We start from the raw sequence: 22,188 nt of genomic DNA on the forward strand, positions 1-22,188 counted from the left end.
CGCTCCCCGCTCGCCCACGGCCAAGGGACCGCCTCCTTCCCCACTCCCCGCCCGCCCGCCGCACCGTCCCTACCCGCCCCACGCACCGTCCCCTGCCCGTACACCGCACACGCACGCCCGGCGGATCGGTCCCGCCAGCCCACTTCTCGCCCGCGCGCGGGCGGGGGGCTGGCTTCGCCCGCTTGCCGCCCGCAGGTAACCGGCGCACCGGCCCCGCTCGCTCCGCGTCCCGCGCGCGGCCGACGCACAGTCCCCCCGCGCACCGCGCACCGCGCACCGCGCGCCGCGCGCCGCACAGGCCCGCCCGCCCGCCGCGCACCGCGCACCGCGCACCGCACAGGACCGCCCGCCCGCCGCACCGTCCCCACTCCACCCGCACCCCGCACGCGCGGTGGACCGATCCCACCCGCCCACTTATCGCCCGCGCAGGGCCCGGGGGGCTTCGCCTGCTTGCCGCGCCCGCCGGTGGAGCGCCCCCGCCCACCCGCTTCCCGCCCGCCCGTAACCGGTGCGCCGGCCCCGTCCCCCCGCTTCCCGCCCACGCGGTTGAGGGACCGGCTTCGCCCGGTTCTCGCCCGCCGGCGGCCGGCGGCCGGCCTCGCTCGCTCCGTGCCTCGGCCTCCCGCCCGCCCCCCGGCACGCGCGTTGTTCTGGCGTGAAGTGGATTACTGGGGGACATTTCCCCTTATTCAGGGGCGGAAGGGGGCGGGGGGCTGGGTTTCGTGGTGGAGCGGGGTTCCGCAGGGGTTAGCGTGGTGGGCGCTGATCGGCAGGTTGTGTCGGCCGGGGCGGTTGTCGACGTGCGGGAGGGTGAGACATGCGGGGCGGGGCGGTTCTGTGAGGTTGCTGCACACGTCCGACTGGCACCTCGGCCGCTCGTTCCACCGGGTCGACATGCTCGGCGCCCAGGCCGACTTCATCACCCACCTCGTGGCGACCGTACGTGAACAGGCCGTCGACGCCGTGCTCGTGGCGGGGGACGTCTACGACCGCGCCGTTCCGCCGCTCGCCGCGGTCGAGCTGTTCGACGACGCCCTGCACCGGCTCGCCGAGCTGGGCGTGCCCACCGTGATGATCTCCGGCAACCACGACTCGGCCCGCCGCCTCGGCGTCGGCGCCGGTCTCATCGACCGCGCCGGCATCCACCTGCGCACCGAGCCGTCCGCCGCCGGTACGCCCGTCGTGCTCACCGACGCCTTCGGAGACGTGGCCTGCTACGGGCTGCCGTACCTGGAACCCGCTCTGGTGAAGGACGAGTTCGGGGCGGAACGGGCCGGTCACGAGGCGGTGCTGGCGGCCGCCATGGACCGGGTCCGCGCCGACCTGGCCGGCCGCGCCCCCGGCACCCGCTCCGTCGTCCTGGCCCACGCGTTCGTTACCGGCGGCGAGGCCAGCGACAGCGAGCGGGACATCACCGTCGGCGGGGTGGCCGCCGTCCCCGCCGGGGTCTTCGACGGCGTCGACTACGTGGCACTCGGCCATCTGCACGGCTGCCAGACCATCACCGGGCGGATCCGCTACTCCGGCTCACCGCTGGCGTACTCCTTCTCGGAGACCGACCACCGCAAGAGCATGTGGCTGGTCGACCTGGCCGCCGACGGCACGGTCACCGCCGAGCGCCTCGACTGCCCGGTCCCGCGGCCGCTGGCCCGCCTCCGCGGCACCCTGGACGACCTGCTCGCCGACCCCGCCCTGACCCGGCACGAGGGGGCCTGGGTCGAGGCCACCCTCACCGACCCGGTCCGCCCGGCCGACCCCATGGCCCGTCTCACCGACCGCTTCCCGCACACCCTCAGCCTGCTCTTCGCACCCGAACGCGCCCCGGACGACCCCGACGTGACCTACGCCCGCCGGCTGGCCGGCCGCACCGACCGGCAGATCGCCGAGGACTTCCTCGCCCACGTGCGCGGCGCGGGACCCGACGAGCGGGAGCTGGCCGTGCTCGGCGAGGCATTCGACGCAGTCCGCGCGGACGGCGCGGTCCGGGAGGTGGCACGGTGACCGCCCCCTCGGGCGACGCGGCGACCGCGGGCGCGGCACCGTTCAGGAAGGCCGCCCCATGAGACTCCACCGGCTCGACCTCACCGCCTTCGGACCCTTCGGCGCCACCCAGAGCGTCGACTTCGACGCGCTCTCCGCCGCCGGCCTCTTCCTCCTGCACGGCCCGACCGGCGCCGGCAAGACCTCCGTCCTGGACGCCGTCTGCTACGCCCTCTACGGCACCGTCCCCGGCGCCCGCCAGAGCGGCCAGGGCGTCACCCTGCGCAGCGACCACGCCGACCCGGCCACCCGCACCGAGGTCCGCCTCGAGCTCACCGTCGCCGGACGCCGGCTGGAGATCACCCGCCAGCCGCCCTGGGAGCGCCCCAAGAAACGCGGCTCCGGCACGACGCTCGACAAGGCCCAGACCTGGCTGCGCGAGTACGACGCGAAAGGCGCCGCCTGGAAGGACCTCAGCCGCTCCCACCAGGAGATCGGCGAGGAGATCAGCCAGCTCCTCGGGATGAGCCGCGAACAGTTCTGCCAGGTCGTGCTGTTGCCCCAGGGCGACTTCGCCCGCTTCCTGCGCGCCGACGCCCAGGCCCGCGGCCAGCTGCTCGGCCGGCTCTTCGACACCCAGCGCTTCGCCGACGTCGAGAAACGCCTCGCCGAACGCCGCAAGTCCACCGAGGCCCAGGTCCGGGAGGGCGACTCCGCGCTGCTGGCCGACGCGCACCGGATGCAACAGGAGGCCGGTGACGCGATGGAACTGCCGGAGCTGGGTCCAGGTGAGCCCGGCCTCGCCGAGGCGGTCCTGGCCGCCGCCGCCGTGGCCCGCAGCACCGCCCGCGAGCGCCGCACCGTCGCCCACTGCCGTCTCGCCGCCGCCGAGTCGGCCCAGTTCACCGCCGACCGCGCGCTCGCGGACGTCCGCGAACTGGCCCGGTTGCAGGACAGGTTCACGCAGGCCAGGGAGCGCGCCGCACGGCTGGAGGAGAGCGCGGGCGAGCACCGCGAGGCGCAGGCGCGGATGGAGCGGGCGCGGAAGGCGGAGACGGTGGCGCCGGCGCTGGAGCTGCGCGAGGCCGCCGAGGCCGGGCACCGCGACGCGGCGGCCGCCGAGATGCGCGCCCGTGCGCTGCTGCCGGAGACCTTCGCCGGAGCCGGCGCCGCGGGGCTCGCCGGGGCGGCCCGCCGGGCCGCCGAGGAGCTGGGCGGGCTGGAGTCCGCGCGCCGGGCCGAGCGGCGGCTGGCCGACGTCGTCGAGGAACGCGGCCGCCTGGACCGGCAGGAGCGCGCGGACGAGGACGTGCTGCGCGAGGCCGAGAGCTGGCTCACCGACTGGGACACCACCCGTGCCGGACTCCAGTCCCGGGTCGACGCCGCCCAGGAGGCCGCGACGCGGGCCGAACAGCTCGACGTGCTGCGCGAACCCGCGCGCCGGCGGCTGGCGGCGGCCCGGCTGCGGGACGAACTGGGCCGGGACACCGACGAGGCCCAGCGCACGGCCCTCGCGTCCGGGACCCGCGCCCTGGAGGCCAAGGAGCACTGGCTGCGGCTCAAGGAGCAGCGCCTGGCCGGCATCGCCGCCGAGCTGGCCGCCCGGCTCACCGCGGGCGAGCCCTGCGCCGTCTGCGGGGCCACCGAACACCCCGCGCCCGCCCGGAAGTTCGAGGGCCACGTCGACGGTGAGGCCGAGGAGCGCGCGGAAGCCGCCCACCAGCGCGCCGAGGCCCAGCACGCCCGGGACGAACGGCGCCTGGCCACCGCCCGCGAGGCGCTGGCCGCCGCCACCGCCGCGGCCGGAGACGCGCCGACCGGTCAACTGGCCGCCGAGGCAGACGAGTTGGAGCAGGAGTACGCCCGCGCCCGGCGTGCCGCCTCGGCCCTGCACCCGGCGCAGGAGGAGCTGCGGCTCGCCGAGCGGGAGCGCGAGCGCCGCCTGGCCGACCGCCAGCAGGCCGAGGTCCGGGCCGCCTCCCGGCTCAGCCGCCGCGACGGACTCGATGTCGAGCAGGCCTCCCTGGAAGCGGAGTTGACCCAGGCGCGGGGGAGCGCCGACAGCGTCACGGCGCGGGCCGCGCAGCTGGAGCGGCAGGTGACGCTGCTCACCGACGCCGCCGACGCCGCGCGCGCCGCCGACGACACCGCCCGGCACCTGAAGGAGGCCGACGCCCGGCTCGCCGACGCCGCCTACCGGGTCGGTTTCGAGACCCCGCAGGCCGCGGCCGCCGCGCTGCTCACCGACACCGCGCACCGCCAACTCCAACGGCGCCTGGACGAACGGCAGTCGGAGGAGGCCGCGGTCCGCGCGGTGCTGGCGGAGTCCGACACCGCGGCCGCCGCCCGGCAGGCGCCCGCCGACCTCGACGCGGCCGAAGGCGCCGCCACCGCCGCGGCCCGGGCCCTGCGCGAGGCCGCCTCCGCCCGCGACCGGGCGGAGCGCTGCTGCGCCGAACTGGACCGGCTGTCCGCCCGAGCGACGGCGGCGGTACGCAGGCTCGCCCCGCTCCGCGAGGAGTACGACCGGGTCGCCCGGCTCGCCGCCCTCACCGCCGGGACCTCCGCCGACAACGAACGCCGGATGCGCCTGGAGTCGTACGTCCTGGCCGCCCGTCTGGAACAGGTCGCCGCCGCCGCGACCGTACGCCTCCAGCGGATGTCCTCCGGCCGCTACACCCTGGTCCACTCCGACGACCGCACCGGACGCGGCCGCAGCGGCCTCGGACTGCACGTCGTCGACGCCTGGACCGGACGGGAACGCGACACCGCCACCCTCTCCGGCGGCGAGACCTTCTTCGCCTCCCTCGCCCTCGCCCTCGGCCTCGCGGACGTGGTCACCGACGAGGCCGGCGGGATCCGCCTCGACACCCTCTTCATCGACGAGGGCTTCGGCAGCCTCGACGACCAGGCCCTGGACGAGGTCCTGGACGTCCTCGACTCGCTGCGCGAACGCGACCGCAGCGTCGGCATCGTCAGCCACGTCGCCGACCTGCGCCGCCGTGTCCACGCCCAGCTGGAGGTCACCAAGAGCCGCTCGGGCTCCGCACTGCGGCTGCGCGGCGTCTAGGTGCCGATCGGCCGGCGTGGCAGGGGCGAGGAGTAGACGACGCTCGTCGTCACCGAGCCGAGGGTGCCGATCCTGCCCGAGATCTCCTCCAGGTGGCGCATCGAGCGGGCGGTGACCTTGATGACGAAGCAGTCGTCGCCCGTGACGTGGTGCGCCTCCAGGATCTCGGGTGTGACGGCGACCAGGTCGTGGAACGGCTTGTAGTTGCCGTTGGGGTAGCGGAGGCGGACGAAGGCGAGGATCGGCAGGCCGAGCCGTTCCGGGTCCACCACCGCCGCGTACCCCTGGATCACGCCCGCCTCCTCCAGGCGGCGCACGCGTTCGGTCACCGCGCTCGGGGACATCGCGACGGCACGGGCCAGCTCGGCGAAGCTGGCCCGGCCCTCGCGCTGCAGGACGTCGAGGATACGCCGGTCGGTGGCGTCCGGGGAAAACACGGTCATGAGGGATGGATAACAGGCAATCCCCGGCCGGACAAGGTCCGGGCCGTGGATCACGGCTTCAGGGCGGCCGGTCACCGGCCGTAGATTTCCGGTTATGGAGAGCCGCCCCTTCGGCGGCCGAGGCGAAAGGCACGACATGACCGAGACGGACGTCACCACCCGCAACCCCGTGCTGCGCGTCGCCCCGGCCGCCCCCGCCGAGGCCGCCGCCCACTTCCGGGCGAGCCTCGCCTTCCACGCCGACGTGTCCGACGTGGCCGCCGCCCTCGCCGCCGACGGCGACCCCGGTTTCGTCGTCCTCGACTCCCGCTCCACCGAATCCTGGGACCAGGGCCACGTCCCGGGCGCCGTCCACCTGCCCACCGCGCTCATCGCCGGGCAGGCCGCCGGTCTCCTGGACCCGGACGTGCCCGTGGTGACGTACTGCTGGGGTCCCGGCTGCAACGGCGCGACCCGCGCCGCCCTCGCCCTCGCCGAACTCGGCTACCGGGTCAAGGAGATGCTCGGCGGGTTCGAGTACTGGGTGCGTGAGGGCTTCGAGTTCGAGACCTGGCAGGGACGCGAGCGCCGGGCGCCGGACCCGCTCACCGCGCCCGTCCACGGCGACTGCGGTTGCTGATTCCTGGAGGCGAACCTGTGCCGTCGCTGTACGTGTAGGTTCAGCCCATGACTCGTTATGCGGATCCAGGCGCGGTGGAGTGGGTGGAGTCGGGCGGCGGCCCGCTCGTGGCGGTCCCGGAGACGGTCCTGCCGTTCTGGGCCGGAGCCGACAGCGAGGAACTGGCCACCGACTACGACCGTGCCTGCGAGGTCGACGGCTTCGTCGGACTGCTCCCGGTCGGGGACAGTGCCGCCCTGGTCTTCGGCGACGAACCCGCCTCGACGTCCTTCCTGCCGGACCACGGCACCTTCGTACGCTGGTCCGCCGCCAACTCCGAGGACGAACTGCTGGCCCAGGTCCCCGCCGCGCTCGACAGCGCCGTCTGGGAGAACGAGATCCGCTGGCGGGTCCCCGGCCCCGTCGTCCTGTTCGACTCCGCCTGGCCGGGCGGCGCGGTGGCCGGCGGGGACCATCTGCGCGTCCCGCTGGAGCCCGGCACCTACACGGTGCGTGCCGCCTACACCAGGCCCGGCCCGGAAACCTGGCTCGGCCTGGTGCAGTTGCGCAAGGACGCCCACTGACGACCAGTCACTTGATGCCGTCCACCGCGATGTTGAGGTGCCGCGGACCACGCAGCACCGCGTTCTGCCGGTACGGCGGCGGGTCCTCGACCAGCCGGGGGTTGTCCAGCCGCCGGGCCAGCTGGGACAGCGCCAACTGGGCCTCGATGCGGGCCAGCGGGGCACCGAAGCAACTGTGGATACCGCTGCCGAAGCCCAGGTGCTGGATGTCCTGGCGGTCCGGGTCGAACCGGTCGGGGTCGGTGAACCGATGCGGATCCCGGTTGCCCGCGCCCAGGACCAGCCAGATGCGCGAACCCTTCGGAATGGTCACCCCGTGCACCTCGATGTCGGTGATGCAGGTGCGCTGCGGGAGGAGCTGCACCGGCGGCTCGTAGCGCAGCAGTTCCTCCACGATCCGCACCGACAGCTCCGGGTCGTCGCGCAGCCGCGCCAGGACCTCCGGGTGCCGCAGCAGGGTGAGCATGCCGTTGGTGATGAGGTTGACGGTCGTCTCATGGCCCGCGATCAGCAGCAGCACCGCGGTACTGAGCACTTCCATGGTCGTCATCGCGCCGTCCGGCCCGTGGCTGTGCACCAGGTCGGAGAGCATGTCGTCGCGCGGCTCCTTGGCGCGCTGCTCCACCAGCCCGTTCAGGTACATGCCGAGCTGGAGCCGGGCCTCCTGCGCGGCCTTCTCGGAGTCGGCGGCCGTACGGGTGTCCGGGTCCAGGCCCGCCACGATCGGGTCGACCCAGGCACGGAACCGCGGTTCGTCCTCGCGCGGCACCCCGAGCACCCGGCAGATCGCGGTGACCGGGAACGGATAGGCGACCTGGTCGACCAGGTCGAACTCCCGCGCGTCCCCGAGGCCGTCGATCAGCTCGGTGACGATCTCCTCCAGCTGGCCCCGCATGTTCTCGATGCGGCGCGGCCGGTGCGGCGGCCCGAAGGAGCTGTTGGCGATCCTGCGCAGCCGGTCGTGCTCCGGCGGGTCCAGCCGGATGAAGCTCGGCGGCAGCCCGGTCGCCTCCGGACCGGACAGCTCGTCCTCGCCGAGCGCGGCCAGGTTGGCGGCGTCCGAGCTGATCCGCGGATCGTGCAGCAGGGCCTCGATGTCGTGGTAGCCGCTGATGAGGTACGGGCCGTCCTCCTCGTGCAGCACCGGTGTCTTGCGCAGTTCCTCGTACACCGGGTACGGGTCGGCGCGGTTCGCGAAGTCGGTGATCTGCCGCAACATCGAGGTCTGCGTCATGACAGGTCCTTGGGGCGTCGTGGCCGGACTGCGGTCAGTGCCGGGCGGGGTGGAAGACCAGCTGCTGGTCGGTCGGCGAGTAGCCGCTGAGGGTCACCATGGGGCCGTGCGTCGGCAGCGCCGGGTCCGGGAAGTCGGCGTCGACCGGTACCCGTCCCTCGGGCCGGCGGTCCACCGTCGGGAACTCCACCGGGAACGGCGCGCCCTTCTCGATCTGCCGCTGGTAGAACTCCAGCCACCGCGTGTTGTCGAAGCTCACCGCGGCGATCGTGCGGCCCTGGAAGCCGTACACCCCCACGAAGCGGCGCTCGGCCAGCGAACCCTGCGTGATCATGATCTGGTCGCCCATCGGGGGCACCCCGACCGACTTGATGTTCACGCCGAACTGCGAGGACCAGAAGGCGGGCACCCACAGGTGCGGCCTGCGCTCCGCGCTCGGGCTGATCATGTTGTGCGCGGCGGTCTCGGCCTGCGCGACCGCGTTGCCCCAGTGCTCCAGGGACAGGAACTGGTAGCCGAACAGCGCGTGCGGGGACCGGGCGACATCACCGGCCACGAAGATGTCGTCGGTGACGATGCCCCGGAAGTCGAAGGCACGGCAGCCCGCGTCACAGGCGATGCCCCGCGGTCCCGCGCCGAGCCCGGACCCGGCCAGCCAGTCGGTGTTGCGGACCGCGCCGAGCCCCACGACCACCACGTCCGCCTCGATCACGCTCTCGTCGGACAGATGGACCGCGCGCACCCGGCCCGCAGGGTCGCCCTCCAGCGCGGTCACCATGACCCCGGTGCGCAGGTCCACCCCGTTCTCCCGGTGCATGTCGGCGGCGACCGCGCCGATCACCCCGCCCAACGCGCCCACGAGCGGCGCGCCCGCGCGTTCCGCCACGGTGACCGGGATGCCGTGCTCCCGGCAGGCCGAGGCGATCTCCGAACCGGTGAACCCGGCACCGATCACGAACACCCGGCGCGGCCCGGCCCTCAGCCGCCGCAGCAGGGCCGCCGCGTCGTCCCGGGTGCGCAGCGTGAAGACGCCGTCGAGACGGGCCTCCTCCTCCTTCGGCCAGGGCCGCGCCCGCACTCCGGTGGTGATCAGCAGCCGGTCGTACTCGACCTCGTCGCCGTCGGCCAGCCGGACCCGCCTGGCCTCGATGTCCAGACCGGTGGCCGCGACACCGAGCCGCCACTTCGCGTCGATCTCCCGCCGGTGCGGCAGCCCGGTGTGGTGCGGCTCCGCCTTGCCGAGCAGGACTCCCTTGGACAGCGGCGGCCGGTCGTAGGGCTCGTACGGCTCGTCGCCGATCATGGTGAGTTCGCCCGCGAAGCCCTCGGCGCGGAGCGTCTCGGCGCCCCGCAGCCCGGCCAGCGAGGCGCCCACGATCACGATCCGGCCCTCGCGCCGGAGCCAGTCCAGGTAGTCAGTGGGCGGCATCCGACGCCCCTCCCGAGACCGTCTCCAGGCCGTCGGCGGTGATCGCCTGCACCGGGCAGGCGGCTACGGCGCGGGCCACCCGCTCCCGCTGCTCCTCGTCGGCGCGCGGGCTGTAGACGAGCGATTCCTCGCCGTGCATGGCGAAGACGTCCGGCGCGAGGAACGCGCACTGCGCGTATCCCTGGCATCGGTTGAGATCGACGACGAGGCGCATCATGGCTCCGCCCTTCCGGTGGCCGGGTCCGGTGGACACCGCGGTCCGTCACCTCAGTGTCGGACCGCGGAGAACTCCCCGCACGCCAGCATGGGAGCCCCCGCCCGCCCCCGCCCGCCGGGGGCCGCCGATCGGGTGAGCCCTCAGGGCGCCGGCGCTCCGGCGGGGGAGCGGCGGAAGCTCTCCGCCACGATGTAGACGCTGAGCAGCAGCGACCAGGCAGGGAACACCAGCTCGCTCCAGGGCACGGAGGTCGCCGCGAACAGCAGGATCACGGTGACCAGCAGACCCAGCACGCTGAGCCAGCGGGGCAGGATGCCCAGCCGGTGCCCGATCACCGAGGTGGAACAGGTGAAGACGGCGGCCATCCGCATCGCGTACCCGACCATCAGCGAGTACGCCAGGTGCTGGCCGTAGTCCCAGACGGGCCTTGAGGGCGAGGTGCCCGCCGGATGCGCGGTGTCGAGCACGGCCGAGGCCGCCGCGGCGGCGCCGAACATCGTAGCCGTGAAGACCAGTCCGCTGCCGAGGAACACGGTGGCCATGAACCGGTCCTCGCCCTCACCGACATGGGCGCGCACCGCGCCGGCGAACCACAGGAAGCAGATGCCGGCGAACGGCACCAGCAGCAGGGCCGCGTGCACCGCGCTGCGCTGCGCCGGGTCCGCCCGCTGGGTGGTGACCGCGTCCGCGCCCTGCGGGATCCCCAGCCGGATCAGCACTATGGCGGCGGCGAGCAGCAGCGCGAAGACGATCCCGGCCACCCCGGCGGCGCGGGGGGTCTCCAGCGGCTCCCGTGGGCGCGTGGCGGTCTGCATACGAGGCTCGCTTCCTGTCCGGCGGCACCGGCGGCACCGGTGGCCCTGGCCACCAGCAAGCCGCCCGCACCCGCTCACCGCCACCGGAACACCCCCGAACGGCAGACACCCCCGAACGGCACCCCCGAACGGCGGGCACCCCCCCCGAGCGGCACGCCGTCACCCCGGGATGCCGAACCCGCGCTTCCCAGGTGGACGGCGCACCGAGCGGCCGCGCGTCAGAGCTGGGACAGCTCCTCCACCAGGTCGTCCAGGCCCAGCGACCCCTGCGACAGGGCCGCCATGTGCCAGGCCTTCAGGTCGAAGGCGTCACCCTGCCGCTCCCGCGCCTTCTCCCGGCCCAGCAGCCAGGCACGCTCGCCCAGCTTGTAGCCGATGGCCTGGCCCGGCATCGACAGGTAGCGGGTCAGCTCGCTCACCACGAAGTCCGCGGGCCGGCTGCTGTGCGCGGCGAAGAACGCCTGCGCCAGGTCGGGGGTCCAGCGCTCCCCGGGGTGGAAGGGGGAGTCGTCGGGGATCGTCAGTTCCAGGTGCATGCCGATGTCGATGATGACCCGCGCCGCCCGCATCATCTGCGCGTCCAGATAGCCGAGCCGGCGCTCCGGGTCGGTGAGGAAGCCCAGTTCGTCCATCAGCCGCTCCGCGTACAGTGCCCAGCCCTCGGCGTTGGCGCTGACCATGCCGACGCTCGCCTGGTAGCGGGAGAGGTCGTCGGCGATGTGCTTCCACTGCGCCAGCTGGAGGTGGTGGCCGGGCACACCCTCGTGGTACCAGGTGGAGACCAGGTCGTAGACCGGGAACCGGGTCTGGCCCATCGTCGGCAGCCAGGTGATCCCGGGCCGCGAGAAGTCGTCCGACGGCGGCGTGTAGTACGGCGCCGCAGCGCTGCCGGGCGGCGCGATCCGGGACTCCACCCGGCGGACCCGCTCGGCCAGGTCGAAGTGGGTGCCGTCCAGCCGCTCGATGGCCTCGTCCATCACCGACTGCAGCCAGGCGCGCACCTCGTCGACGCCCTCGATGTGCGTGCCCTGCGCGTCCAGGTGCGCCAGCGCCTCCCAGGGCGTGGCCGCGCCGGGCAGGATCTTCTCGGCCTCGGCCTTCATCTCGCCCAGCAGCCGGTGGTACTCGGACCAGCCGTACGCGTACGCCTCGTCCAGATCGAGGTCCGTGCCGTTGAAGTAGCGGACCCAACGGGCGTACCGCTCGCGGCCCACCACGTCCGGGGCGCCCTCGACGGCCGGCGCGTACACGTCCCGCATCCAGTCGCGCAGTGCCACGACCGCCTCGGTGGCGGACCGGGCCGCCTCGTCCAGCTCGGCGCGCAGTGCCTCCGGTCCGGCTGCCGCGAACTGCTCGAACCAGCCCCTGCCGTCGCCCGTGTCGGCCCACTCGCCGAGCTGCCCGACGAAGGTGGCGGTGGCCCGCGGGCCCCCGTACAACTTGCGGTCCAGGCCGAGTTCGAGGGACTGCCGGTACCCCTCAAATGCCGCCGGCACCGCGCGCAGCCGCTCGGCGACCGCCGCCCAGTCCTCCTCCGTGGCGACGGGCGTCACGGTGAACACCTGGCGCACCGAGTGCGCGATCGAGCTCAGGTTGCTGACGGCACGCAGGCTCTCGTCCGCCTCGTGCACGGCGAGGGACGCGGTGAGCCGCTCCCGCAGCAGACGGGCGCAGCGGCGCTCGATGTCACTGTCCGCGCCGGGCTGCCGCTCGGCCTCGTCGAGCTTGGCGAGCGTGGCGCGCTGGAGCTGGGCGAGAGCTTCGTCACCGGCCGGCGAGGTGTCGGGCAGCCGGCCCGAACTCTCCTTCACGCCGAGGAACGTACCGGTGATCGGATCGAGGGCGATGAGTTCGTCGACGAAGGTGTCGGCGACCTGACGGGGCAGCGGGGCGTTCGTCTGTGACATGCGGTCCATCCTCGTACGACGGCCGCCGCGCGTCACTGGGATTGAGCTGACGGCGTAGGCGGCAGCAGCGGTCCGCAGTCCCACTGCTGGAAGATCAGCCGGGTCTCCACCCGGGCCACCTCGCGACGGGACGTGAACTCGTCGAGGACCAGCCGTTGCAGGTCCGCCATGTCCGCCACGGCCACCTGGACCAGGTAGTCGTCGGGACCGGTCAGATGGAACACCGTCCGCGACTCCGGCAGCGCCCGGATCCGCTCCACGAACAGCCCCACCAACTCCCGGCTGTGCGGCCTGACCTGCACCGAGAGCAACGCCTCCAGACCGCGCCCGAGTTTGGCCGGATCGAGTTCGAGGCGGTGCCCGAGGATCACCCCGCAGCGGCGCAGCCGGGTCACCCGGTCCAGACAGGTCGACGGCGCCACGCCCACCTGAGCGGCGAGATCGCGGTAGGTGGTCCGGGCGTCGTTCTGAAGCAGCCGCAGCAGATGCAGGTCCACCGGATCCAGTACGACGGAATCGGCCATGGCCCGAACGTAACACGGGTCATGCCCCGGACAACCCGGCAGGTGTTCACCCTTCCGCCATGGACTCAGCGAGCATGCACGACGAGCCGGTGTCCCGCCCCGGCGACCTGACCGGCACCCCGCGCGCCCTGGCCACGGAGGCGGTGCACGCCGGCCGCGACGACCTCGCCCGGCAGGGTCTGCACGCCCCGCCGATCGACCTGTCCACCACCTACCCGTCGTACGACAGCCGTGCCGAGGCCGCCCGCGTCGACGCCTTCGCCGCCGACGGCGCGGACCCGGCGGGCCCCCCGGTCTACGGACGGCTCGGCAATCCGACGGTCGCCCGTTTCGAGACCGCTCTCGCCCGTCTCGAAGGCACCGACTCCGCCGTCGCCTTCGCCAGCGGCATGGCCGCCCTGTCCGCCGTCCTCCTCGCCCGCGCCGCGACGGGCCTGCGCCATGTCGTCGCCGTGCGCCCCCTGTACGGCTGTAGCGACCACCTCCTCACCGCCGGTCTCCTCGGTACCGAGGTCACCTGGACCGACCCGGCCGGCATCACCGACGCGCTGCGCCCCGACACCGGTCTGGTGCTGGTCGAGTCGCCGGCCAACCCGACCCTCGCCGAGCTCGACCTGCGGGCCGTCGCCCACTCCTGCGGCACGGTCCCGCTGCTCGCCGACAACACCTTCGCCACCCCCGTCCTGCAACGCCCCGCCGAACTCGGCGCACGGCTGGTGCTGCACAGCGCCACCAAGTACCTCGGCGGCCACGGCGACGTCCTGGCCGGAGTGGTCGCCTGCGACGAGGAGTTCGCCGGGCAGCTGCGGAAGGTACGTTTCGCGACCGGGGGAGTGCTGCACCCGCTGGCCGGCTACCTCCTGCTGCGCGGGCTGTCCACCCTGCCGGTACGGGTCCGCGCCGCCTCCGCCAACGCCGCCGAACTCGCCCGCCGCCTCTCCGCCGACCCCCGGGTGGCCCGCGTCCGCTACCCGCGGCTCGGCGGCGCGATGATCGCCTTCGAGGTGTACGGCGACCCGCACGAGGTGGTCTCCCGGGTACGGCTGATCACGCCGGCCGTCAGCCTCGGCAGCGTGGACACCCTCATCCAGCACCCGGCGTCGATCAGCCACCGCATCGTGGCCGCGGGCGACCGCCACAACGCGGGCGTGAGCGACCGTCTGCTACGGCTCTCGGTGGGCCTGGAAGACGTGGACGACCTGTGGTCCGACCTCGACCGGGCACTGGGCCACACCGAAACGCACCTTTAGGGGCGCTGGGGGCACCCCCGGCCGAAGGCGGGGGGAGGAACTGCGCGAGCGGCCACCACGCACCCGCAGTGGCCGCGTCCCCGCACCCTCTACGGCGCTTCGGTCCTCCCCTTCTCAGCCGCACCGGAGAGCCGCCCCGCGACCCCGACGGCGTCCAGCCGCGCGGTGATGACCAGCGTCCCCTCCTCGATCTGGTAGTCGAGCGGCAGCCCCAGCGCCCGCATGGCCGCCACCATCCCCGTGTTGGAGGCCTGCGTCACCGCGTACACGCTCTCGCAGCCCGCCTCGGCGGCCATGCCCACCAGCCGGCTCAGCAGCTCACCCCCGATGCCGCGCCGCTGCCACTCGTCCTCGACGAGCAGCGCCACCTCCGTCTCGTCCCCGTCCCACAACAGGTGCCCCAGGCCCACGACGCGGCCCGACGCGGTCTGCACGGCCAGTGTCCGGCCGAAGCGCGGGCTGAGCAGGTGGTTGAGATAACGGTCCGCGTCCCCGACGGGACCGTGGTAGCGCAACCCCAGGGTCCGCGCCGAGCACCGCTCGTGCATCGCCTTCGCCGCCTCCAGGTCCCCCGTGTCGGCCCGGCGCACGGTGATCGCGTTGCCCTCCGGCAGCGTGAGCACGTCCTGGCCGTGCGGGATACGCGGTCCGAGCCGGGCGTCCAGCTCCACCAGCGCCCGCGCCCGCGCGAACTCGGTGGGCGTGAACGGCAGATACGGCCGCTCCACGGTGATCACACCGCCTTCCGGTGCGCGCAGCCGCATCACGGTGTCCTCCAGCGCGCCCTCGACGGGAACCGTCTCGGGGCTCCGGGCCCCGCCCACCGGATGGGCGGGGAGCGAGCGGATCGTGCACCGACCCAACAACTGCCGGAGGGCCAGCGGAAGTTCCGCAGCGTCCAACGCGGTGCGGGTCGCCAGGCCCAGCACCCGGGTCGGCGCGTCCACCAGGTCGTGCGTGTCGGCCCGCTCGATCCAGGTGTCCGTGCCCCCGGCCAGCGCGAGCGCCCGGGTGATCTCACCAGCGGTCAGCTCGCCAGGGCCGCGCAGCAGGAACTCGTCCACCGTGCCGTCGGCCAGCGGATGCGTCTGCAGGCTCAGGATGTCCACCCGCCGGCCGGCGAGCGCGCCGCACAGGGCGGCCAGCGAACCGGGCTGGTCCCGCACCGTCGTCCGCAACCGCCACAGGGTGGCGGCGAGCGGGTCCCCGGCCGCCTGGCCCTCCGTACCGGGCCCGGCCTGTTCCGTCGCGGAGACGGCCGGCCGGGCGCCGGTATCGGTATCCGTCACCGGCGGTGCGTGACCTGGGCGCCTCGCCCACCAGACGTGGAAGCCCGCGGTCGCCGCCAGCACCAGCGCCGAGATCACCAGCAGCGCGGGACCGTCGGGACCGTGCCCCACCAGGTTGGCCACCGCGTCCGCGACCGCGACGGCCGTGAACAGCGCGGCGAGTTCGACGACGTCCCGCCGCCAGTGGTGCACGGGGCGCCCGTTCCTCGCTCGTGTCACATCAGACATGTCTCGATTCATACAGCCACTGTGAAGGAAGGGTGTTGCGTGATCACGAACGCTCTGTGACCGATGGGTAAAGCATGGTTATGTTCCTTTTGTTGATGTTTTTACTAGTGGCTCAGGCGGCCACCGGTTCGGCCAGCGCGTCCCGCAGCCGTCGGGCCTGGACCGCCAACCGGGACGAACCGCGGCGCGCCGCCGCCCCGGAGAGATGGGGCAGCTCGCCGTGTGCCCCGGTCCGCTCGGCGCACTCGGCCGCGACCGAGAGCAGTTCCCCGAGCCCACGCGCCGAACCCGGGGTGCCCGCGGTCGCGAGGTCGGCGAGCAGCACGGGCAGGGTGTGCCGGAGCATCTCCCATATCGTCGCGTTCGCCCCGGTGGCCGCCGCCGTCCGGGCCGACTCGGCCAGCCGCAGCGGCTTGACCGCACCGCGCCGCACCAGTTGGCCCAGGTCGGCGCCGAGCCGCTCGGCGTCGAGCTGTCCGCGGGCGGCGAGCACCAGCAGCGCGTCCACCGCGGCCAGCCGGTCCTCGGGATGCCGGGCGCCCAGGCCGTAGGCCAGGCACAGGTGCGTGCTCTCGCCCGCCGCGCCGCCGGACTCGGCGAGCAGCGGCAACGCGGCGGCCGTGCCCCGCTGGTCGTCCACGGCGGCCTCGGCGAGGTCGTGCAGCAGCCGCACGGCCACCAGTTCGCGCTGTTCCGGCAGGGTGGCCAGCCAGGCCCCGTGGTTCTCCTGGACCCAGTGGTAGCAGTAGCGGCGCTGGTCGGAGACGGTGACCGGCCGGCCCAGCCGCCGGAACGCCTCGGGGAAGTGCAGCTGGACCTCCAGGACCTCACCCGACTCGACAAGGACGCGCGGGCCCGACGTGCGGCGTGCGGACGTGGGCAGGGCGGGGCCACCGGCGGACAGCCAGTGGGCCAGGCGCTCGCCCTCCGGCGTGCCGAGGCCCCTCGCGCGTCCGGCGGCCGCCAGGGCCGTGGCCCGGTCCTCGCGTCGCACCCGCAGCAGCGCCTGCGCGAAGTCGGCTTCGCCGGCCCGCGCGCCGAGGCGACGGTAGGCGTCCAGCCGGTCCACCAGTTCGTCCGGCTCCAGGAGACCGGTGCTCCACGACGGGGTGGCCAGCAGCAGCGGCTGCGGATCCGTCCGTATCCGGTAGGCCAGTTCACGGAACCGGACGTCGAGGACCCGGGAGAACCCGTGGCGCGGGCACTCGTGATCGGCCGGCCCGCGCTGCCGCGCGGCGAGCAGGGTGGCCGTGCTCACGACCCCGTACAGCGTGGCCAGGACCAGTTCGAGGCCGTCCTCGGTGTCGAGGAGGCCACGCCGGGTGGGACCGAAGTACTCCTCGGCGTGCCACCGGCGATGGCCCTCGGGCTGCCGCCACCAGCGGGTGGCCACCGTCGGTTCGAGCGCCTCCCGCAACGCGTCCTGGTCCCGGTGGGCGTGCCGGGCCAGACCGTCCAGCACCCGCTCGAACGCGGCGACGTCCCCGCCGGACGCCAGCAACGCCCCCACCTCCTCGGCGAGTTCCAGTGCCGAATCCGGTGCCGGTGCGAGCCGCAGCGGTTCCGGTGCCGGCGGCAGCACCTCCTGGTACGCCTCGGGTTCCGGTCCGGGTGCGACACCCAGCACGGCGGCCGCCCGGACGCGCAGGGCCGGACTCAGCTGCCCGACCGCGGCGGCGACCTCCGACCGCGCCGCGGCGTCCTCGTCCAGCCGCCCGGCGTGCCGTTCGACCAGCTTCAGTGCCCGCTCCTGCACCTGGGTGTCCTCGTGGCCGAACGCCTGCGTCACCGTCGGCAGCAGCTCCGGCGCCGCGGACGGCTCGCGGCCGAGCACCTTGCCGAGGAGCACCAGCTGAGCCCGGACCAGCTTCTTCTCGGCCCGGAACAGCAGACCCTCGGAGGCCTCCGCCAGCTCCCGCGGGGTCAGGACGCCGTCGAGGGCCAGGGCGGCCAGCACCGACTGGGCATGCGCGGCGACGGGCGAGACGGCGTCACGCGCCAGGGACGTCCAGTCGGCGACGCGGGCACGCTCCTCGTCGCGGTTCGGGGCGAGCTGGACCAGCAGCGGCAGGAAGACCCGGTGGTCGGTCGGGCCGCCGCCGCGCAGCAGCCGGGCGACGCACGCGTCGAGGACCGCCCCGCGGTCCAGGGTGCCCGCGTGGGCGAGCTCGGCCAGGGAGCTCTGCCACGAACCGGGCCCGTCGCCGAACAGCCAGCGGACCTCCGCGAGATCGGACAGCTCGAACAGCCCGTTCACCAGCGCCGCCAGATCCGGCTCGGCGCGCAGCCGCTCGACGAGGGAGAGGCGCCCCCAGGTGTGACCCACGTGCCGTACCCAGCCGACCACATAGGCCTCCGTGACCGGTACCTCGCACCCCGAGCGGCGCACCAGCCCCGCCATCAGCGCGAAGGGTACGTCCGCCGAGACCGGCCGCGCGGCCAGCCGGCGGGCCACGTCGGCCTGCCAGCCGGTGTCCCGGTCGGCCAGCGCCTTGAGCAGGGTCTCCACCGGTGCCTGCCGCCAGCGCATGTCGGCCCCGGCGATCCAGGTCGCCGCCGCGGCCGCTCCGGTGTGACACATCGCTCCGGCCACCTGGAGCGCCGGGTACATCCGTTCATTCCGCTCCGCCCACGAGGTGGCCCGGATCTCCTTGCGCAGCTTCTGCAACTCAGGCAGCAGCGCACGCCGTTCGGCGTCCGGCAGCTTCGTCAGCAGCAGCGCCGTCTCGCCCGCGCGCCCCGCCCGCACCGCTTCCAGCACCGCATTCATCGCGCACCCCCGCCGATCCCCGCCATGTCCTGTCCCGCCGCCTCGCGCCCCGCCGTGTCCCCGCCCGGCGCCGCGCCCCGCCGCACCATCCGCACCGCCAGCGCGTGCTTGCACGGACCGCGCCCGCCCCGGTACTTCGCCCACCACAGGCAACTGCAACTCAGCACCCCCGCCGCGTCCCGTACCCGGTGCACATGACCGTCCTCGGCGGTCACCGTGCCCACGGCGCCGTCCACGGTCACCGCGCCCGCGGCCACCAGCGCCCGGGCCGACCGCAGCCGCGGGTTGTGCCGCTCCACGCGCCCGGCGTCGTACGGCAGTTCGCGGTGGAAGTAGGCGGCCTCCGCCGTGTCGTAGCCGACCCGCCCCGAGGTGCCGAGCCGGACCAGTGCCGCGCGGACCCGCTCCGTGGTGAGCCCGGAGGCGGCCGCCAGGTCGGCGACGTCCACCCGGGGTTCCCAGGCCAGCAGCACCGCGATCAGCTCCGCGTCCTCGCCGGCCTCGTCGGTGGCGAGCGCGTCCAGCACCCCGCCCTCGCCGGAGAACCCGCGCGCGCTGTCGGGCGAGAGGGTCAAGGTCAGCCGCATGCCCGGCAGCACCACCTCCCAGGCGGCGGCCGTGCCGGCGGCCGCGAGCGCGCCCGGCGGACCGTAGACCCGCAGGGCCGTCGCATGCCGCAGGACGCGCTGGAGCGCGGCCAGCCGCTCCGGGCCCGGCAGGCACACCGCGCCCGGCACCGGGCGAGTGGTCGGCCGCAGCCCCCGCCCCGCCGGCACCACCCAGCCGGGTCCGGCCGCGCCCCGCCGAGCCGTGCCGGCGCGGGGGAGCGAGCGCAGGAACCGCACCGCCTCGGCCGCCGGAAGCCCGGCCCGCAGCTCGAACCCGGCCGCTATGACCTGGGCCTCCGCGAAGCCGCGCAGCCAGCGGTCCGGGAGCGGGACCTTCTTCTCCACGACCGGCCCGTCCAGCGTGGTGACCGCCAACTCCTCCGGGCCGACCCGGAGATGCAGCGGATCGTCGGTGCCGATCCGGGAAAGCGCGTCCCGCAGCGGGTTGTTGACGTCGACGTTCGTCGTCCCGTGCCCCACCTCGCCGCCGTCCAGGCCCGGTCCGAGCACGTCCAGCCGGGCGTAGACCCCACCGCAGCCCGAGAAGGACTCGAAGCGCAGCCGGTCGCCGTTGCCCGTGACCACCGGGTCCAGCGAGGCGCGCAACTGCGGCTGGTAGTACCGGGCCGCCGCCACGTCGGCCACCGCCAGCAGCCCGGCGGCCGCCACCTGGGGGGAAGTCAGAAAGCCCGCGAAGAACCGCGGATGGTCCTCGACCCCGGTGGGCGTCGCGCCCCGGGAGGTCTCGAGCCCGAGACGGCGTCCGTCGGCGGCGGAGCGCAGCACGGAGGGTTGGCGATAGGCCACGGCCTGTGAAGATCGCGTCATGGGAAAACCGTAGAGGCGACCACTGACAATCCCTCTGACCTGCTAAAACATCATGCGGGCGGCTGAGTTCTGAGGGGTTCGAAGGTGGCCGGAGGTCCGACCGCGGAGACGGCTGGGGCCGCGCACCGGGGGATGACGCCGGTACGCGGCCCTGTTTCGAGCGTACGGGAGTTACTGGCCGACCCGGCCCGGCTGGAGCGTCCGGGTGAACAGCACGGTGCCGTCGTACTCCCGCAGACGCACCGTCAGTTCCCCGCTGTCGCCGTCGATGTCGACCTCGCCGAAGAACTGGTAGCCCTCGGCGGGTGACACGTTCGAGGCGGTCGGCGCCTTGACGAACACCCGGTCGGGTCCGAACGTGCCGTCCAGTGCGCTGGCCGGGAACGCGCCGGCGTTCAGCGGGCCCGAGACGAACTCCCAGAACGGCGCGAAGTCCTTGAACGCGGCCCGGGACGGGTCGTAGTGCTGGGCCGAGGTGTGGTGGACGTCGGCCGTCAGCCACACCGTGCCGGTGATCTTCTGGTGCTTGATGTGCCGCAGCAGCTCCGCGATCTGCAGCTCCCGGCCGAGCGGGGCACCCGGGTCGCCCTGGGCGACGGCCTCGAAGTTCGCCTTGCCCTCGACGGGGTCGGGCACGACAAGACCGAGCGGCATGTCCGCGGCGATGACCTTCCACACCGCACGCGACCGGGACAGCTCGCGCTTCAGCCACTCCAGCTGCTCGGCGCCGAGGATGCCCTGCGGATCGGTCGTCTGGTCGTCGGGGGAGTTGGCGTTGCGGTAGGTCCGCATGTCCAGGACGAACACGTCGAGGAGCGGACCGTGGTGGTGGACACGGTAGATCCGCCCGTCCGGGCGGCCGCTGATCGTGGAGATGGGGAAGTACTCGGAGAACGCCTGCCGGGAACGCACCGCCATGTCGTCCAGCCGCGTGCCGGCCGGGTAGGGGGTGCCGGTGCCGATGACCTCGCCCGGGTACCAGTTGTTGCGGACCTCGTGGTCGTCCCACTGGATGACGTTCGGCACCTGGGCGTTGAACCGGCGCAGCGCCTGGTCCAGCAGGTTGTAGCGGAAGTTGCCGCGGAAGTCGTCCAGGGTGACCGCGACGTGCGACTTCGCCTCGGCGGTGACGTTGCGGTACAGGCTGCCGTCGGGCAGCGCCTGCGTCGCCGGGATCACGCCGTCGGCGTAGATGTTGTCGCCGCTGCACAGGAAGAAGTCGGGGTCCACCTTCGCCATCGCCTCGAAGATGCGGTAACCGCCGATGGACTCGTTGATGCCCCAGCCCTGCCCGGCCAGGTCGCCGGACCACACGAACCGCACGCCCTGGCGGCGGCGCGTGGACGCGGTACGGAAGGTGCCGGTGACCGGCTCGCCGGTGCGGCGCGGGTCGTCGGGGTCGGCGAGCAGCACGCGGTAGTGGATCTGCTCGCCGGACGGCAGCCCGTGCAGCCGGGTGGTGCCGGTGAAGTCGCTGCCGGCGCCCAGCAGCGGGCCGCGCCACCTGCGGGCGTCGCGGAACGACTCGGTGGCCGAGGTCTCCACGATCATCCGGGCGGGCCGGTCCGAACGGACCCACACCAGGCCGGAGTCGGCGGTCACGTCGCCCGCCTGCACGCCCCAGTGCGCGCGGGGCCGCCCGGACAGTGCGAACGCCGGCGCCGAACCGAGCGCCGTGGGCAGGGCCAGGGCCGCCGACGCGGCGAGGGAGCCGCGCAGCACGCTGCGGCGGCCGGGGAGCGAAAGGGACATGAGAAGGGCCTCCAGGACGGGTTCCGGCCAATGTGCACGGCCACAACTACTGGGGCGCCGCAGCGCACACGGAAACCACGGGTGAACTCTGACCGCGCACGGGACGTCACCCGCCTTGTGCCGCCGCCATGAGCCAGCCGGGGGTGCCGTGCGCGGCGGTGCGGCCGGTGCGGCTCCGGGTACGCACGAGAGGAGCGACGGCACCGACGGGCCCGGGCGCAGTCCGCCCGCCCGCCTCGCCGGCGCGGCGCGCAGTTCGTCCGCCTGCCTCGCTGGCGCGGCGCGCAGTTCGTCCGCCTGCCTCGCTGGCGCGGCGCGCAGTTCGTCCGCCTGCCTCGCTGGCGCGGCGCACAGTCCGCCCGTCCCCCTTGCGGGTCCGGCGCGAAGTCCGTTCGCCTGCCTCGCGGGTCCGGCGCGCAGTTCGTCCGCCTGCCTCGCTGGCGCGGCGCGCAGTTCGTCCGCCTGCCTCGCTGGCGCGGCGCGCAGTTCGTCCGCCTGCCTCGCTGGCGCGGCGCGCAGTCCGCCCGTCCCCCTCGCGGGTCCGGCGCGCAGTCCGCCCGTCCCCCTCGCGGGTCCGGCGCGCAGTCCGTTCGCCCTTCTCGCGGGCGCGGCGCGAGGTCGGGCGCGCAGGGTGAGTGGGCGGCCGACTGCCGGAGGTGGAG

Annotated in this window: 16 protein-coding genes; 5 read left to right on the forward strand and 11 right to left on the reverse strand. The window is 74.3% G+C overall.

Translation table 11 applies throughout. The features are described 5' to 3' along the window. Positions 1-837 precede the first annotated feature (837 nt). Both MB828_RS06550 and MB828_RS06555 read left to right on the forward strand, forming a co-directional pair. A complete protein-coding gene (locus tag MB828_RS06550) occupies positions 838-2,001 on the forward strand; it encodes an exonuclease SbcCD subunit D (protein WP_301647330.1) in 1,164 nt (387 codons plus the stop codon). A gap of 58 nt (positions 2,002-2,059) precedes the next feature. Then, the gene (locus tag MB828_RS06555; protein ID WP_301647331.1) at positions 2,060-5,050 is read left to right on the forward strand and encodes an AAA family ATPase; all 2,991 of its coding nucleotides are present in this window, start codon (positions 2,060-2,062) and stop codon (positions 5,048-5,050) included. Here MB828_RS06555 and MB828_RS06560 read toward each other — a convergent pair. Beyond that, positions 5,047-5,493, reverse strand: coding sequence for an Lrp/AsnC family transcriptional regulator (locus MB828_RS06560; protein ID WP_301647332.1), 447 nt, complete (start codon positions 5,491-5,493; stop codon positions 5,047-5,049). The genes MB828_RS06555 and MB828_RS06560 overlap by 4 nt on opposite strands. Before the next feature lie 136 nt (positions 5,494-5,629). Between MB828_RS06560 and MB828_RS06565 the strand changes: the two genes are divergently transcribed. Together MB828_RS06565 and MB828_RS06570 are read left to right on the forward strand one after the other, a co-directional pair. Continuing rightward, positions 5,630-6,112, forward strand: coding sequence for a rhodanese-like domain-containing protein (locus tag MB828_RS06565; RefSeq protein WP_301647333.1), 483 nt, complete (start codon positions 5,630-5,632; stop codon positions 6,110-6,112). 47 nt (positions 6,113-6,159) lie between these two features. Beyond that, on the forward strand, positions 6,160-6,675 hold the full coding sequence (locus tag MB828_RS06570) for an immunity 21 family protein (protein ID WP_301647334.1): 516 nt from the start codon (positions 6,160-6,162) through the stop codon (positions 6,673-6,675). Positions 6,676-6,682: 7 nt separating this feature from the next. Here the strand turns inward: MB828_RS06570 and MB828_RS06575 are convergent, their stop codons facing one another. The 6 genes from MB828_RS06575 to MB828_RS06600 form a co-directional block, all read right to left on the reverse strand. After that, positions 6,683-7,909 (reverse strand): cytochrome P450, encoded by a 1,227-nt coding sequence (locus MB828_RS06575; protein ID WP_301647335.1) that lies wholly within the window; start codon positions 7,907-7,909, stop codon positions 6,683-6,685. 34 nt (positions 7,910-7,943) lie between these two features. Continuing rightward, positions 7,944-9,338: an NAD(P)/FAD-dependent oxidoreductase gene (locus MB828_RS06580; protein WP_133024774.1), complete on the reverse strand. Its 1,395-nt coding sequence runs from the start codon at positions 9,336-9,338 to the stop codon at positions 7,944-7,946. Beyond that, positions 9,325-9,552 (reverse strand): ferredoxin, encoded by a 228-nt coding sequence (locus tag MB828_RS06585; protein WP_301647485.1) that lies wholly within the window; start codon positions 9,550-9,552, stop codon positions 9,325-9,327. Before MB828_RS06585 ends, MB828_RS06580 begins: the two co-directional genes overlap by 14 nt. 143 nt (positions 9,553-9,695) lie before the next feature. Further along, entirely contained in the window at positions 9,696-10,370 is a 675-nt protein-coding gene (locus MB828_RS06590; protein ID WP_133024775.1) for a hypothetical protein, read from the reverse strand. Positions 10,371-10,588: 218 nt separating this feature from the next. Further along, positions 10,589-12,277 carry a DUF885 domain-containing protein gene (locus MB828_RS06595; protein ID WP_301647336.1) on the reverse strand — a complete coding sequence of 563 codons (1,689 nt, stop codon included), beginning with the start codon at positions 12,275-12,277 and terminating at the stop codon, positions 10,589-10,591. A 32-nt stretch (positions 12,278-12,309) separates the two neighbouring features. Continuing rightward, positions 12,310-12,801: an Lrp/AsnC family transcriptional regulator gene (locus MB828_RS06600; RefSeq protein ID WP_133024777.1), complete on the reverse strand. Its 492-nt coding sequence runs from the start codon at positions 12,799-12,801 to the stop codon at positions 12,310-12,312. A 59-nt stretch (positions 12,802-12,860) separates the two neighbouring features. Here MB828_RS06600 and MB828_RS06605 point away from each other — a divergent pair, with 59 nt between their 5' ends. Continuing rightward, positions 12,861-14,051 carry a trans-sulfuration enzyme family protein gene (locus MB828_RS06605; protein WP_430381340.1) on the forward strand — a complete coding sequence of 397 codons (1,191 nt, stop codon included), beginning with the start codon at positions 12,861-12,863 and terminating at the stop codon, positions 14,049-14,051. 89 nt (positions 14,052-14,140) lie between these two features. Here the strand turns inward: MB828_RS06605 and MB828_RS06610 are convergent, their stop codons facing one another. From MB828_RS06610 to MB828_RS06625, 4 genes are all read right to left on the reverse strand, one after another. Further along, positions 14,141-15,532, reverse strand: a complete 1,392-nt coding sequence (locus tag MB828_RS06610) for a GNAT family N-acetyltransferase (RefSeq protein ID WP_301647487.1) — start codon at positions 15,530-15,532, stop codon at positions 14,141-14,143. Between the two features lie 148 nt (positions 15,533-15,680). Beyond that, a complete protein-coding gene (locus tag MB828_RS06615; protein ID WP_301647337.1) occupies positions 15,681-18,338 on the reverse strand; it encodes a DUF6493 family protein in 2,658 nt (885 codons plus the stop codon). Next, positions 18,335-19,774 carry an SWIM zinc finger domain-containing protein gene (locus MB828_RS06620; RefSeq protein WP_301647338.1) on the reverse strand — a complete coding sequence of 480 codons (1,440 nt, stop codon included), beginning with the start codon at positions 19,772-19,774 and terminating at the stop codon, positions 18,335-18,337. Before MB828_RS06620 ends, MB828_RS06615 begins: the two co-directional genes overlap by 4 nt. A 171-nt stretch (positions 19,775-19,945) precedes the next feature. Then, a complete protein-coding gene (locus MB828_RS06625) occupies positions 19,946-21,526 on the reverse strand; it encodes an alkaline phosphatase D family protein (RefSeq protein ID WP_301647339.1) in 1,581 nt (526 codons plus the stop codon). Positions 21,527-22,188: the final 662 nt, after the last annotated feature.

It is taken from the genome of Streptomyces arenae (assembly GCF_022343545.1).
GTDB lineage: Bacteria > Actinomycetota > Actinomycetes > Streptomycetales > Streptomycetaceae > Streptomyces > Streptomyces humi.